Origin of the sequence: Legionella anisa, assembly GCF_001467525.1 — a bacterium.
Classification (GTDB): Bacteria; Pseudomonadota; Gammaproteobacteria; order Legionellales; family Legionellaceae; genus Legionella; species Legionella anisa.
In genome coordinates this window covers 227,959-243,349 of record NZ_LNXS01000054.1, presented here as the reverse complement: position 1 = coordinate 243,349, position 15,391 = coordinate 227,959, and the positions used below count along the sequence as shown (strand labels likewise).

Below are 15,391 nucleotides of genomic sequence, written 5' to 3'. Positions count from 1 at the left end.
AACTCACATACATGAGCTTTTTTTAGTATATGGTCATTATAATATACAATGTGTTTATTGATGTTTTTTTACTTTTTGATGAGAAGTTGGTTGACCTGTCACGACTCCCACTCCAGTATCAACTACTTTACCAATCCCATGACCTACAGTTGCGCCAGTATCCACTACATAACCCACACCTGTACCTACCACATTAGCACCATATTTTACACCGGCACCTACTGTTTCATTGCTGTATTGACTGGCTTTATTCAGCGTATTACAACCAACCAAACTCAAGGACATAAATAATGCCGAAGATGCAATTATCACTTTCATTATGTCTCTCCTTAAAGCACATACAAAATGATCACCATATATACATATAGCCTATAAATTGGTCTTTTTACAGTTTTTATTGCGAAAATATTTATATATTGTCTTGATAGAATGAGGATTTTAGTTCGTAATTTTCTATATTTTTTCTGATTTTGGTCTAATGGAAATTTCAAACATTTGATTTAATTGATTCGAGAAACATAAGTAGCAAGTAGTGCAGTGCTCTAAAGAGAGCTTAGAAAATCAATTAGTAAATTGTTCAAGTTAATGCACTACTTCTAGTTTAGTAATTCACTTTTTACTTAGAACTCTTCTTGATAGGGATCAGGATTATTTTCTTGGAAATTTCTAAAATTTTCTTCCGCTTCATTTTTCTTTTCAATATTAAAGCAATCTTTTTTCTCTGCGGGATCCTGTATGCTTTCACAATTATTATTTGGATATAAATTTGGGTTTACAGGATCAACAGCAAATGCATTCAATGGAAGTAATGCCATAATAAAAACTAATTTTTTCATCACTGACTCATTATTTATTTTATTAATAGAGCTATCATACCTAATTCAAACAATAAAATACATGCAAACAGCGTAATATAAAACATCTGTGTCATATAAAACATCTTAATAGAGATCACCTATTCCCCACTTTTGCATGAGAAAAATAATTCACTCAATTTAGCCCAAGCTAATGAAAGATAGTGAATTTTATTCGTTCGATCTTGGTAATTCGGTATTTAGCATTTATAGTTGAGTCGCAAAAAATGAACGGTGTCGATTCGAAGATCTAAACCTTCTTTACTCTATTTACAATTTATAAGGAGAAACAATGGGGCATAATAAAAAGAAAAAAAAAGATAAGAAATCAGCGGGTGGATGGCTTTATAGTATTTTTAATACTCAAACGAGTTCAACACCGTACTGTACCCCAGATCAATGCTTCATAACCAATCAGCAAGCATTTTCCAGTACCAGTTTAATATCGCCTCTTAATCCTGAGCATGCAGCTTCTCCCTTTGAGTTTAATACTTCAACTCTAATCAATGATCTGAGTCATTCCATTAATTTATCAGAGCTTTTTCCTCCAGAATTAATCCAATTAATTACCGATGCAGCAAAACAAGGTCTTTTGATCTCTATGTTAATCACGTTAGTTAATGAAGGAACAACGGACTATTTGAAGCATTTACACTATCACCCTGATCAGATTTATTGGATTAACCAAGGCATTCGGGCTCTTTTGCTTATTGCGGTGGGCTCTTCGGCGAGTATCGCCATTGCAACACCTATAGTTGGTTATGCACTTCATGCTTATGGCGGTTGTAGTAAAGAAAAATCTAATTACATAACTACAGGAATTGCAGTAGGTCTCAATTTATTAACCAACCCACTGAGTCTTATCGAAACGTCAATTGCTCTAGGCACTTCCATAAGCGCTAGCTTCTTAGGAAGTAAAATAACTCAGTCCGGTTATAGCTTTGTACGCGATACTTTTTTCAAGAGCAAAGACGTTGAGGATACTCAAAAAAATGATCAGCACACTGTAGCTCAATTATCTTATTAACTAACAGTGATAGATAACTTGGTTGCTTGTACAACCAAGTTTTCCGAACGCACAATTTAAATAGAAAAAGGAATAAACGTGTTATCCAGAGTATCCCGATACCCTTTTAATGTTTTCTGTTGAGACTCATCAAACATTAATTGTTCTCCTGCAGTAACCACTGTATAAGGCAAAGGCTTCACTGCAGCAGCATAAAAGGCAACGGAATTTTTATCACCAAATAAATCACCTTGTAACAGCGAAATTTTTTCAATTACTTGCTTCATTTGAGTTTCCAACTGCTCTGCTTGGGCTTTTGCTTTAGTCGCAAAATGATAGGCTCCATACGCTCCTCCAAATACGAGCGGTAAACCAATAATAAGAGGGATAATAGAAGCAATAGAGGCTAAAACCAGGACGAATCCTGTAGTAACCGCCAATAAGGATAATGCGGTATTACAGCCATTATCCGCTACAGAGAGTAATTGACGATTAAAAGTTGAAACTTGTTGAATAAAATCAATTAGCCCCTTCTTTTTCTTTTCAAAACTAATGTATTCAAAAATATCTTGATTGTGGCTTTGATGACCCTGTATCGACATAAGATGAGACAGCATTTGATCGATAATATAAGCAAGATCAGTGATTTTTCCTTTACGAACATATGCCATCACAATATGATGCAGGGTTTTTGACCAGTGAGGTTGTAAATTAATAAACTCACGCGCGTACGAATCGAGTTGCTGGGTGAATCCAATAGGTATTTCTCCAATGTTCAGATGATTTTTTCTCCAAAACATCGAACCCGTAGCGTATTTAGGTAAACCGTCAGCAAAAGTTTTATTTCGAGCAGTCAAAGTATTCAACAAGCTAACATACATATAAAACTTACCAAAATGATCGGTCTTTTGCTTTTCAATTTGTTGGCATAATTGATCTAATTGATTTGAAGGCATTCTTATTATTCTCGCGCTGCAAAAATTAGCAACTATATCATAAGAAAATACAAAAGATAAATTATTAATCACTAATTTTCAATAACTTAAAAACAAACAACTTGAAAAATAATTGACCGTAAAATTGGAGACTCAGGATCGGGTAAAACACAAATTCGTATTGCTTTCATGAAGGTTTGGGAATTGATTTAACAGTTTAGATTTTGAATGACTTAGCATTACTGTATTCTTCAGAGTTATCAATTTCTAATTCATTCTCTGGTTTTATTTTAAGCATGATTTCTTCATTCACTGGATTTTGTTCTGGCTTATCAAAAATCATAAGATTATCTACAGAGTCATGTTTTATAAACTGTTCCCGATCATCTCCAAGTTTAAAATTATCATAAGGTAAATCATTTTTAATTTTTAAATGTTGAGGGGGGTTAAGTAGGATCTCCAGGAGAGAATGGTTTACTGCTGGAATGGGCTTGGGAGGGGAATGATTTGGTGCATCAGTTTTTTGTTTACTAGGTAATTGAAATTTCCCAAATGCTGCTTGAATACTCGATTCAACATCAAGACGATATCGCTTATTTAAATCACCAGGATTGTCTGCTAGTGAGGTAACGTTTTTCCATAATGAATCCAAAGAATATAACTTTCCATCTTTGGTATCGCGAAATAGATTCCATGTGTGGACTCCTCTATCCGGGAAAAAATGCCGTTGATGGATCACTTGCCCCTGCAGAATACCATCTTCAACTAATCTACTCATCAGATAAGCATTTAATAAAGCATGGTGACGACATACTCCAGTACCGGCTTTAATGAATGAATCTAATGAGACAAAAGGACTTCCTTTTTTTAGTTGTTCCGCTAAAAATTCATCTAAATGAGCGTCTTGAGGAAACGCTTTGTTAGTTAATTTAGAAATTTCTTCTAAAATTTCCTTAGTCGTAGCGCCTTGTTTAATCGCTTGACGTAATTCAGAATAGAGATCCTTTAGCACTTTAGAATCTGGATCGAGCATAAGAATTTCTCGACTGGGACTCGTTCCTGCTGAGAATACTCTTTGATTAAAATTACGCAGGTCCCTCGTAACAACAGGATAGTCATTATTTTGATAGTGGATATGCGGCTGTCCATGAATAATCTTTATGCGATCGTTATATTGAACAGCAAGTTTGGTTCTATTCATGTTTGAAGGAACTACTGGAGGAACGTCACCGACTTTAGGCTGCTCCGCTTTATTGAGCTTCCTCAAAAGACTCATCTCATCTTCACTTAGCCCAGCCATCTTTTGGAAGGATGCTTCTAAATCGGGATATTTAAGTAAAAATAAACGTAATTGCTCAGGCTTGATATGCTGTTTTAAATTTTGTATCAATCGATTGGGTTCTTTAAGAAGTAATTCTGCAGCCTTTTTATCTTCCAGTACTGATGCATAGATTGTTGGCATTATCTGAGATAATTGTTGTGGTGTTTTATATAGTGTTCGTTCTTTTAAGTAATTTTCTATAATTTCAAAGTGTGATGGCATAGTAAAAAACTCAAAAAATTATGCGTCATGAGAATTATAGCACAAAAAGTCAAATAAATTATTATGTTGCCTATATTAAAGACAATTATTGGTATATATACCGCATCGGGTAAAGTCATTGCTACCGTCCCATTTATATCTTGATGGTGTAAGTACAGCGACACACAATTTACCCTATTGTGTTGTACAGACAGAAATTGCATTAAAGAGAGCATGTAAATCTTACTCTTTGCAAATAGACTTAAATCAGAGTCGCCCTGCACAAACCACTTGTAATACCATGATTTAAATATGAATTATTGTAAATAAAGCACACGTTGTACTGCATGTTCCGCCACAAGTTCCACCACAACTATACGCACAAGTAAAGTTACAATCTCCCTGCACATACACTGTTCCTTTTGCTTTTTTAAAGCGTGTAAAACCTCGACGAGCACCGCGGGCATTATCACAGTTAACTCCATATGAACTAATATATTCCTGGCCAAGTATGTGAGAGAAGAACTCTTCTTCATTTATAGTTTCAACGTGCGCACGATTTTTTCTATCTAAATAATCAAGAGAACTGAATACTTTTTCTGGATCAAAAACCAGGGAATGGAAAAATTTAGGGTCTTTTTTTGCTCGTTCAATTAACTTGTTCATTGATTTAGGATTCATCATTATCTCCTTATCATTAAACATAATCCTTTTTATAAAATGATTTGAGTTTTTTGATTTTTTAATGGGCAAATATCACAATCTCTTAAATAATAGCGGAGTGAGAGCATAATCACCAATGACCTAGTCTTTCTTCCAAAAGCCAGTACGTAGGTGAAGTTTAAATGAAAAGTGACGATACCTCAGGCTTTTTGCCCAATCACTCGTTTTAACTGAAGTTATTTTTTTGTCATATGGATTAAGCTATTGGGCATTGCCAACATCTAGGTTACAATAAAATTTAAAAAATTCACGCAATGAAAATAATTCTAAAACGGATAATTTGTTTGTACAGCTGCTTTTTTTAAATCTTTATGCAGCTACTTTTCCTCAAAAATCAATCAGTTACTCCGTTGGACTGGGCACCCCAATAACTACTTCAACCGCCGATACCATGGCTAAAGGTGAAATGGGTATAAGTCTACGAACAGAATACTATCCTAATATCCTCCTTTCTGATCAGGTACTTCTGGAACATCCTTTAGCCGAAAACCTAAAATCCGCATTAACTAATTACCTTACAGCATTTTATGGGCTAGGGGATAATCTAACCATCGGCGCAAGCCTTCCTTATGTGTTTAACGCTTCCATCGCCGCTGCGAGCTTTGATGAAGAAGCACAGATTGGAAATGTAACTAATTTAGGCAATAGCTATGGATTAGGCGACACTAATTTCTTTTCTCTGTGGCGATTGGTTGAAGGAAGCAAGCATCCTGTTTCACTGGCGTTGCTCTCTGGAATTAATGCTCCCACAGGTAAAACCACAACAAGAGATAACAATGGCATTCTATTTTCCGCATCAGATCAGCCTGGAAGTGGTGCTTGGACCCCATTTGCAGGAATTATTATTTCCAAACAATTTAAGAGGTTTTCATTAAGTTCGAACTTAATTTATACCCAAAGCACCGAGGGAGCGCAGGAAACGACGCTAGGATCAGTATTTGATTATAATTTTGCAACCGTTTTAGAACTTTATGAAAATAAACAAACTCAATTTCAGATCGATGGCATCCTGGAGTTCAATGGTGAGCATGTTGCAAAGGATAATATCGCTGGTCTTACTGATCAGAATAGCGGCGGACATAGTATTTTTTTACTACCCGGCTTAAGAGTCAATATGCATGTTATTTCCTGTTATCTTGGCGTGAACGTTCCGCTACTACAAAATTACTATGGAACACAAGTAAAAAGTAAATATGGCATTACTGGGGGTATTGATATCAGTATCTAAAAAACCTACTCTTGCTTATTACGAAGAGCCGGCATCAATGAATAGAACGGTGTAAGCAGAAACAATAAAACGATCCCATAAAAAATAACCTCCTGTCCTGAACCTATAATGGCAAACAAAACGTAAATACACGCTAAAATAACAAGAACCATCATTTTGATAAAATTACCTTTAGTACTTTGATCCTTAAAGTGTAGAAATGACACCATAGCAGCAATGGTGGTATAAAGATAAGGAACTAAAATACATAGATTCGATAAAGTAACCAGCAAGGTAAATTGAGATGTAAGCAGCTTTGAATAGTTCATACCCAATAAAGTGCTCATAATCAATGAGGAAAAAATAATTGACCAATAAGGCGTCTGATGTCGTGACAATTTTGCAAGAAAACCAGGTAATAAACCATCTCTAGCAGTTGCCATAGCACCCTGGCTGGTAATGAATAAAAACCCAATAATTGTACATAAGCAAGCAATAATAGCTGCCAAAGCAAAAATTTGATTCGTTAATTCACCAAAAATCAGCTTACCTGCTGCCGCGAAAGGAGCAGTGTTATTCACTAAAAATTGAGGGGAAAACATCCCCATAATGGCTACAGTGCTCAATATATAAATCAGTGCAGTAATCAAAGTTCCTAAAACTGTGGCCCGATAAATAGTTTTCTCTGGATTTTTGACATGTTCCGCAGGAATTGTAGCTGACTCCAAGCCTCCAAAAGCAAAAAAAGTTAACATGGCTGCATTCGCCAGCGCAGCGAGATTCGATTGTCCGGAAATATTAAAGCCAGCAAGATTAGCCCCTTGTATGTGAAATAGTCCCACTATTGAAACAAGTACGATAGGAATTAACTTAATGATTGTAGTTACTATTTGAACAATTTTAACCTCTCTTACTCCGATGATATTAATTAAAGCAATGCACCAGATAATAGCGCTACCAACAAAAAATGCTAAATGGTGATTAGAACTTATTTCTGGCCAAAAAACAGTAAGATAAGCCAATAGAGCAACAACAGTAGCTGCATCACCAATGATATTCCCCAATAGGTAAGCGACACTGACCTGATAGCCGGCGAAATCCCCTAACTCATGACGGCAATAAGCATACAGACCTCCAGCTAAAGGCAGGCGTTGACTTAGCTTACCGAAAATGATTGCTAATAAAATGGAACCTACAGCAGTTACCACCCAACCTAATAGGCTTATACTTCCAATCGCCGCGAGAGAAGCAGGTAAAAGAAAAATGCCAGAGCCAACCATATTTCCAATCACAAGTGAAGTACTCGCAGGCAATCCCAATATATGTGGCTGTTTCATTTTATTTCCTGGTCATGAAAAGTTGCTGCCAATCAATAAAAATGTCTTACTTTCAAAAGCAATATAGAACTTGCTTTTCATAGTATAGTCTTATTATAAGATTAAATCATAACCATTTTGGTCAAGAGATCGTGTTGTCAACAGACCTTTATTGGATTCATGTTTCTAGTTATTAGCACTAGGGTTTACACTTAGATATTTTAGATTCACGAGCCACAAACAACCTTGTTCTGCTCTAATGATGAACATAAAAATACTCCTATAACGAGATACTTTTCATTTTTGACTTCAACTTTTTTTCTTCTATGATAATTAATTAAACAGTTTTTATAAGGAGATAGACATGGAAGACATGAACAGTCATTTATCATCCGCAATACCTCTAACTATGGAATTAAGTAAAAAAATGTTTCTCGATTTTGCTTATATTCATCCCCAAGAATTTGGTGAAATTCGAACCCCTTACGAGCTCATGGAAAAACAGATGAATGTATTGCTAAGAAATAACCTTAATTATATGAATTACATGAGCCAACTATTTTCCGTTTGGTTTTACCTTCCAAATAAAACAGAAGGAAAAATAAAAAAACTTGCTGGAAAAGTAAGTAAAAAATCGCATACTCTAGCAACTAAAAGTAACGGTTTTTCTCGTAAAAAACATGCAAAAACCGCACATCATAAAAGCCATGCAGTACACTAATTTTTAGTGAGTTGTATGCGTTGTAAAAAGAAGAATAGGCTATTAAACGCCTTATAAAGGAAGAAGCAATGAAGAAAACTCGGGCGTTTGCTACTCTATATTCGATGAGGCATATAATTGCTATTTTTTGCTCCATACTCGGTTTTTATATTATTAAACAGGTTACGCTGCTGCTCTATATAAAGCCTTATCAACCGCTAGATACTTTAAAACTATTACAAATATTATGGAATTCAACCAGTTTGTTTTTGCAATTAATCGTACTATTTAATTTTTTTATTAAACCACTGTTTATTTATTTCTTTGTGATTTTTTTATTTTATTACCTTAAGGACAAGAACGCGTAACAACTTGAACAAAGAAGTTGTTTTCGGCCATATTTCTAGCTATTTTTATCCGATTTAAACGTTTGAAAAAGCGTTTCCCAAGCCATAGGATTAGGAGTTGATTCATAAGCTGATTTGATTTGTTGTGCCGTATCGTGAATAGACAGATAGGTATTATCTATAGAGAAATCATAAAGCATATCCTTGTGAGTCACCACGGCGCTTGTCCGATTCCATCCGCCAGGTCGGCCATTACCCACAATATCATGAGATCCAGAAGCCTGACTGCGCTGTAATTCGCGACGCACACCTTCAGCATCTGAAACAAAAACACCTACGAAAAAGACATGATAGGGAATAAATGCATCTAATGCAGCGCGAAACCATTGCGGGGTCCAAAATAATTGATCGGACACCACATTCATTCCAGCCTCTAGATAAACTGCAATTGAGCGATAAGAAGTGAAGATTACCCTATCTAATAATGGCCCGGTTGCTATCTCATAATATTCTAGACCTTCTTTCATGTATCTTTTCGCAGAAAAATAATCAGGCTCAATTGTCATCATATTATTTTGTTTTGGCGGTGTAGATTGAGAATAGACATCTAAGCCTAATAAAATAAATTGCTCCTCAAGCATATCTTGCAAAACACGACAAGTACTTGTTTTACCACAGCTGGATGATCCATTCAGGATGATTAATTTGCCAGTATTCATTAGAGAAGTTTTTTTATATCAACCCATTTGGTTAGTATAGTTTCCTTTTCAATTATTTTTCTTAATTTACTACTGACGATCCCTCAGGCCTTAGGCTTAACCTTTGTAATTTTTTTAGCTTGGAGATTTGCGAAAGCTAACTGCCAAACGGTTCCAACTATTAATCGCGATAATTGCCATAGTAAGATCAATGACTTCCTTTTCATTGAAACATGTTAGGACTTCATTATAAATATCATCAGGAGCATGCGTCTCTGATAATAAGGTAACGGCTTCAGTCCATGCCAAAGCCGCTCGCTCACGAGGAGTAAAAAAAGGAGTTTCTCTCCATACGACTACAGCATGGAGGCGGCGATCTGACTCCCCTTCTTTTTTTGCGTCAGCGGTATGCATGTCAACACAATAAGCACAACCATTAATTTGTGACGCACGCAGCTTAACCAGCTCAAGAAGTGATTTTTCCAAGCCACTGCTATTCACATACTTTTCAAGACCAAATATCGCCTGAATCGCGCCAGGAAATTGAGTATAATCAATTCGTGTATTGTTCATTATGCGCCTCCCTGCTGTAAAAAGTTCAGATTTTCTTAGGGTCTGTAAACAGACCCTAGTACTTACTCTTTTTATTTAATTGTTCCTCTGCATCATCATCTTCCTCTGATTTAGGGAGTTCGTGTTTTCTGGATTCACTTGGAACGCGCTCCTCTACCGGGCTTTTACTCTGAAAAAAACCCGTCCAACTTGAGTAAGTCCCTGTTTGTTGTTGTGGTGATGATATTTTCATCCGCACACTGGGTCCCCAGAATGATGATAGATAACGACTATCAGACAGCATATCTAATTCATCGATTGTAAAAGGGGTCATTCCTCCTACTTCTCCATAACTTTCAGCCATTGTAGAAAAATACTCCATACAACGCTCATATATTCTTTCATTCGGAATATCAATTTGTAAATAATTATCCAATCTTTCCCTTTTTGCCATTTTTTCTTTAGAACGTAAAACCATTTCATACGCAGCTTTGTAATGACTATCCAGTAAATACATTTGCAGATTAGGTAATCCAAGCTCCTTACCAAAGCACAACAATAGAGAATTTAAAACAAAAGGAGATCGACAACTAAAACTAAATTGCCTTGAATCCAATGGAGCATTGGAAGCGCGTTCAGAATCCTCTATAGAATCTACTGCCATCTCCCAAAGACTGTGGAAATTTTTTGTTTTTACAGTAACCAAGACACTCAATAACTGAACAAAATTAAGCTTTTTTCCTGATTTAAGCTTTAAATCAATCTCACCTTTTTCTATAGCATGAGCAAATGCTTCCAGCAGTAATCGATGTGAATAAGATCCATGTAAAAGAACACGATTAACTTGCTTATTTTCATTAAAAAGTTGACCACTTGAGACTACTCGATCAGCGATCATACTACTGACAAAACCAATAAATTTGACAATAAAACCATTTTTATTTACATCACGCAAATTCTCACGCTCTAATAATAATGTATTCAGCATCCCTCCCTTTTTTAAAGGTTTATAGGTAGATGGCGGAGGGCCTGGTATGTAATTTCCTCTCCCTGCAATCAAAGAATCAGGAAGTGTGTGTTCTTGTGAGGGTAAAATTTGACTTTCTTGCATTGATTTTCCCAACGCATCATCTAAATCTTTGAGATGGTGTGCCACTTTCAAGGGATCGTAAGCGAAACTTATAAGTTGATTCGCAATATTTGCTATCTCATCAGAAGACAAATCATTTAATAAGGTTTCTGGAATATTTAAATCGTCCACCTTGACAGTTGGAGGTGGAGTCTTCGATGCTTGAATCGTGATCTGTTCTTGTTCTATTTTGAAATTTGGTTCTACCTCACATTTGTCAAAAAAATCTGAACTTTTATATGTGGTATCTGGAATCAATTTCTTTACTTGTCTCGTAACAGTGACCCCATTTGAATCATTGCGTTCAAGCATTTTTACCTCTTTGCTAATTACACTATTTAAGTATAGGAGATATTTGTGCATAAAATAATCAACATTGCCTTAAACCCTCGCATCATGACTTCATTCAATCAAGACTATACTTTGTTATGAAATGTCAAAATTAATGAAAGATTATGAGAAAATTTCATTTAGTAGCAGAAACATCGCCAACGCATGCTAATTTAGCACGTTTTTTGAAGGCCGATGGATGGAAGCCAAGCAGATTCTCGGCTCTGGCGTCAGTCAATGAAGCCTGGCTACAGTTTCCACCGAAGGTTAGCGAAACCTTGGAATACAAACATCTGCTGGCAGCTTTTCTGCAAGCAAATCAACTCGAATATTTGATGCCAGAGACCTTTTTTATTGATGATCAGATTTGGCCTTCTGTATTAGCTAAAATTGATAATTCCCAATCTACCAACACACCTTGGATCTTAAAACCCTCCATGTTAAATAACGGTCATCATATTCATATATTTCATGATTTAAATGATGTTGAGACACATTTTCTCTCACATCAGCGCATGGGAGGACCTCAAGTTCTGCAACGTTATATTGTTGAGCCGCTACTAATTCAAGGGCCAGTGTCGGGTCATAAATTTTCCATTAGACAATTGTTAGTTTTATCGACTCATGCAGGATCAGCGCTCTATCCCAGTGGCTATTTGAATATTGCTCTAAAACCTTATCAAGAAGACAATTTCAGCCAACTAGAGGCTCATCTCACCAATGAACATCTTAGTGATGAACGATTTAATGTCGTTCAACGACTAAGCGATGAGATGGCAATTTTCCAACCCTATAAATCAAATATTGTTTCTATCTGCCAGCTCGTAATAAAGACCTTGAAAAATCAATTTGCAACCATTTGGCAAGATAGCCAGCCTCGTATTGCCTGTTTTGGTTTTGATTTTATGGTTGAGGCGAATACTAAGCTTTGGTTACTGGAAGTGAATCATGGTCCCTGTTTTCCCGTTGATGATTCACATCCTTTGTTTAATGCTTTATATCGCCCTTTTTGGCAACAATTGATAAAACAGTTTATTGATAGAGAACCCTCAGATTTTATTGCATTGGATTAGAGCAAAAAATGGGATGCTCGTCATAAAATACCCAAAATTAGATTATGCTTGGAATTGATTTCTTCATAACGACTCTGCCATAGCGCCAACTCTCTTTGTAAAAAATCGTTATATTGATTCGTTTGCTCTTCCATTTTAGCGTAAACGATTTTGTATAAGGTAGTGCGTGATTCATCACTCATACTCGCCTCCTCTATTGATGTATCGTATTGGATCATAAGCTGTTGCGTTTCTTCATCATACTCTACAGACTGGTTTTGCATTTTTTCTTTGATATGATGAAGAGAAATGTCAATAATACTTTTTCTTATATTGACTAAATTATCAGCCGATAATTCTTTGAATTTAATTTTGAATGTGATGAACATTTTTTCAAATTTGCATGCTTCATTATAGGCACTATGCAGATTGATTAATAAACTCGATAAAGAAGTACTTTTTAAAGGAGATTTTATTAAATTTTGAATCAAAGAATAGGATTCTTCCAAGAGCTGGCGTCTTGAAATTCGTAATGAGCGCTTAGATACCTGACTTGTAAGAAAACGCTCTCTTTCTTTGAGGAAAGAATAGATTATATCTTGAATTTCTTCAGGGATATCGTCTTCCAACACTGTACCCAAACTTTATTGAGAACACATCTCATCTTAGCAAAAGGTAAAAATAAGATCTATGAATACTTTATAAACAGATTCCATAGAGCTGCTCTTCTGTTTTTACTGCGTCACTCACATCTTCAGTAAGTAGTCTATGCTGGATAGCAACAATATTATTATAAAAATCAGATGTTTCAGTCTGACGACGATTAAACAAAGTATGTCCTTGATAAGCGTTTGCAATAGCTGCCTGTGCAATAATCGCCTCTAAGGTTTCTACCGCAGAAGGAATCTCCCCCCTTTGATGTTTTTTATACAGATCAAAAATAGCGGCAGCACCCTTGGATATTGTAATTTCATCGTCATTATCTAATCTACGTGTTTCACCACCGAAAACGCCAACTTTACCATCGAGTCCAATGACATCTGCTAAAATGTTTGCAAGAGTTTTTTCTGCGCTTATCTCAACTATGTCCGCTTGAAAATTTATTGGATTACTTATCCATGTTCTCTTGAGTTTATTAAAAATAAATTCAGCTTCATTGTCATTCACATGAAGCTCTAATTTGAGATGACTTTTTGTTTCTTGTTTTCGAGATAAATCCCTTGCAACTGTTTTATACTGATATGCCTCTTGATCAGGCTTATAATAGGTTTTAAAAAGCTCAACAGCTGCTTCTGGCACTTCCATTTGCTCTGAAGTTTGCTCAACAAGAATATCAAATTTATTTCCTAAATCTTCAAGATCAAGGCGCAAAGGACTCTCTTCATTATAGTCAGCATTATATTCTCTAAATTCAGCAATAATTTGCTCTTTTAAATCAGGATTTTCGATAAGAAAATTTAAAAATTTTTTGTTTTTTATAAGTTCTTTTTTTAGTAATTCACTACGTCGGGTTTTATGAGCTACCAATTCTTCTCGTAATTTGGGATTCCCAATCGTTTCATCAGCAATGGCTCGATAAATTTGCGCGTCGAATAAGGCTCTTTTAAGAAAAACCGAAAATACATCTTTAACAAAATCAGGATTATCCTCAATCCCAGTCAGATCTAAAATGCCGCTATCAGTTTCATCAGGAAAATTACGCGGTTTCGCATCGTGTAAATGTGGGAAGCGTGTAATATCTCTTTGAGTTATGGGAAAAGCATCTTTAGGTTTTATGCCATAGGCTCTTTCATCAACCTTGTAAAGTGGTTTATTAGGATTTTTGTTATGGTATTTTGATGTGATTGGCCAGGTTGCTTGATCATGATCAATTTTGTAGGATTTCAAATTGATTGGATCATAGCCAATATTAGCACCATACAGATCATTCTCTTCCTCAGTATAAGCAGCACCTAATATTCTGCCAATACCTGATTTTACTAGGTCCATCTGCGACGGCGAACGCATATACCCAATCTGTTTTTTTTGCTTTAAATAGTAATCATGCAAGGATTGAAAATTATCGATTTCTCTAGAAATAACTCCAACTCGCCTACCTTGACTGTCATGTACGCTTCTCACTCTAGGGGTACGATCATTTAATAGAAGGCGATAACACATGCCATTGAAGGCCTCAATTTCAGTAATTCTTCTTCCAGACTCTTCTGTTTTTAGAATTTCTATAGTTGCTTTACCAACCTTTCTTACTTTCTCAACACTATGAGAAGGTTTTGGCGCATTCGTTTCTCTTATAATTTCAGCATGAACGGAATGATATTGTGCACGCTCTTTACTTTTATGAGGGGGATTGTACGTTTTTTCTGTTTTAGTCAACTCTTGTTGCAACAACAGTAAACTATTGAGTAAAACAGCATTTTGACTGTGATTATAATCAGGGCTTCCAAAAATTGCGTTGATAACAATCCCAACTTTCCTTTTGCTGGTAATCGTTAAAATTTGTGTCCTATCTTGGACCTCTGAGTATCCCAGTTTTTTAAACAGGGGAAAATTCTGAATGAGATAAGCGATATTCGAAGTGTCTGCAGGTAATGTTAAGATGATAAATGGTTTCTTCTCTGGTTGCTCTATATTCTTTGGGAGAACGTCTTCATGAGTAAAGACCTCCTGAAACCCTAAGTTTATTTTACTATAAATTTTCATAGCTTTAGTTCTACACGCTCTATCATTTAGATATCCTGGATTTGAAGGACATTCTAATTTATTAAAATTAACGGAATATTAATTTGTTTTAACACGTTCAACCAAAAAAATGGATTATTATAAACCAATTATCCATTAAAAGATCAATATAAATAAACAAATTACTTAATGAGCAATAAAAGACGCTACTGTTTTAGAAAATCATGGAAATAAGCTTATTCGAAATCACGTGCCTGGTTGCCTGCAATCAGAATCTATTTAAATTAAAAAAAAGTGTAAGTCGAGCCAAGCCCAACCCGCGCTTATCGGAGACAAGGCTT

15 protein-coding genes are annotated in these 15,391 nt (G+C 35.7%); 4 read left to right on the top strand and 11 right to left on the bottom strand.

What is annotated here, in order from left to right; all coding sequences use genetic code 11:
• Positions 1-54 precede the first annotated feature (54 nt).
• A complete protein-coding gene (locus Lani_RS17525) occupies positions 55-318 on the bottom strand; it encodes a hypothetical protein (protein WP_019235480.1) in 264 nt (87 codons plus the stop codon).
• Positions 319-620: 302 nt separating this feature from the next.
• Complete coding sequence (locus Lani_RS17520; protein ID WP_019235481.1) at positions 621-836, bottom strand: hypothetical protein; 216 nt, start codon at positions 834-836, stop codon at positions 621-623.
• Between the two features lie 310 nt (positions 837-1,146).
• Between Lani_RS17520 and Lani_RS17515 the strand changes: the two genes are divergently transcribed.
• A complete protein-coding gene (locus Lani_RS17515; RefSeq protein WP_058388727.1) occupies positions 1,147-1,881 on the top strand; it encodes a hypothetical protein in 735 nt (244 codons plus the stop codon).
• A 56-nt stretch (positions 1,882-1,937) separates the two neighbouring features.
• On the opposite strand, the gene Lani_RS17510 is transcribed toward Lani_RS17515, so the two are convergent.
• From Lani_RS17510 to Lani_RS17500, 3 genes are all read right to left on the bottom strand, one after another.
• Complete coding sequence (locus tag Lani_RS17510; protein WP_040523444.1) at positions 1,938-2,816, bottom strand: hypothetical protein; 879 nt, start codon at positions 2,814-2,816, stop codon at positions 1,938-1,940.
• 196 nt (positions 2,817-3,012) lie between these two features.
• Complete coding sequence (locus Lani_RS17505; protein ID WP_019235485.1) at positions 3,013-4,338, bottom strand: hypothetical protein; 1,326 nt, start codon at positions 4,336-4,338, stop codon at positions 3,013-3,015.
• Between the two features lie 285 nt (positions 4,339-4,623).
• Positions 4,624-5,001, bottom strand: a complete 378-nt coding sequence (locus Lani_RS17500; RefSeq protein WP_127908241.1) for a hypothetical protein — start codon at positions 4,999-5,001, stop codon at positions 4,624-4,626.
• Positions 5,002-5,320: 319 nt separating this feature from the next.
• On the opposite strand from Lani_RS17500, the gene Lani_RS17495 reads away from it, so the two are divergent.
• Positions 5,321-6,268: a hypothetical protein gene (locus tag Lani_RS17495; protein WP_019235487.1), complete on the top strand. Its 948-nt coding sequence runs from the start codon at positions 5,321-5,323 to the stop codon at positions 6,266-6,268.
• 5 nt (positions 6,269-6,273) lie between these two features.
• On the opposite strand, the gene Lani_RS17490 is transcribed toward Lani_RS17495, so the two are convergent.
• A complete protein-coding gene (locus Lani_RS17490) occupies positions 6,274-7,584 on the bottom strand; it encodes an amino acid permease (RefSeq protein WP_019235488.1) in 1,311 nt (436 codons plus the stop codon).
• 343 nt (positions 7,585-7,927) lie between these two features.
• On the opposite strand from Lani_RS17490, the gene Lani_RS17485 reads away from it, so the two are divergent.
• On the top strand, positions 7,928-8,284 hold the full coding sequence (locus tag Lani_RS17485) for a hypothetical protein (protein WP_019235489.1): 357 nt from the start codon (positions 7,928-7,930) through the stop codon (positions 8,282-8,284).
• A 382-nt stretch (positions 8,285-8,666) separates the two neighbouring features.
• Here Lani_RS17485 and Lani_RS17475 read toward each other — a convergent pair whose 3' ends face one another.
• The 3 genes from Lani_RS17475 to Lani_RS17465 form a co-directional block, all read right to left on the bottom strand.
• Positions 8,667-9,329: a phosphotransferase-like protein gene (locus Lani_RS17475; protein WP_019235491.1), complete on the bottom strand. Its 663-nt coding sequence runs from the start codon at positions 9,327-9,329 to the stop codon at positions 8,667-8,669.
• 114 nt (positions 9,330-9,443) lie between these two features.
• A complete protein-coding gene (locus Lani_RS17470) occupies positions 9,444-9,881 on the bottom strand; it encodes a carboxymuconolactone decarboxylase family protein (RefSeq protein WP_019235492.1) in 438 nt (145 codons plus the stop codon).
• Positions 9,882-9,936: 55 nt separating this feature from the next.
• On the bottom strand, positions 9,937-11,301 hold the full coding sequence (locus Lani_RS17465; protein WP_019235493.1) for a hypothetical protein: 1,365 nt from the start codon (positions 11,299-11,301) through the stop codon (positions 9,937-9,939).
• Between the two features lie 143 nt (positions 11,302-11,444).
• Here Lani_RS17465 and Lani_RS17460 point away from each other — a divergent pair, with 143 nt between their 5' ends.
• Positions 11,445-12,392, top strand: coding sequence for an ATP-grasp domain-containing protein (locus tag Lani_RS17460; RefSeq protein WP_019235494.1), 948 nt, complete (start codon positions 11,445-11,447; stop codon positions 12,390-12,392).
• 20 nt (positions 12,393-12,412) lie between these two features.
• Here Lani_RS17460 and Lani_RS17455 read toward each other — a convergent pair whose 3' ends face one another.
• Together Lani_RS17455 and Lani_RS17450 are read right to left on the bottom strand one after the other, a co-directional pair.
• Positions 12,413-13,000, bottom strand: a complete 588-nt coding sequence (locus Lani_RS17455) for a hypothetical protein (RefSeq protein ID WP_131774965.1) — start codon at positions 12,998-13,000, stop codon at positions 12,413-12,415.
• 70 nt (positions 13,001-13,070) lie between these two features.
• Positions 13,071-15,071 (bottom strand): hypothetical protein, encoded by a 2,001-nt coding sequence (locus tag Lani_RS17450; protein ID WP_019235496.1) that lies wholly within the window; start codon positions 15,069-15,071, stop codon positions 13,071-13,073.
• Positions 15,072-15,391: the final 320 nt, after the last annotated feature.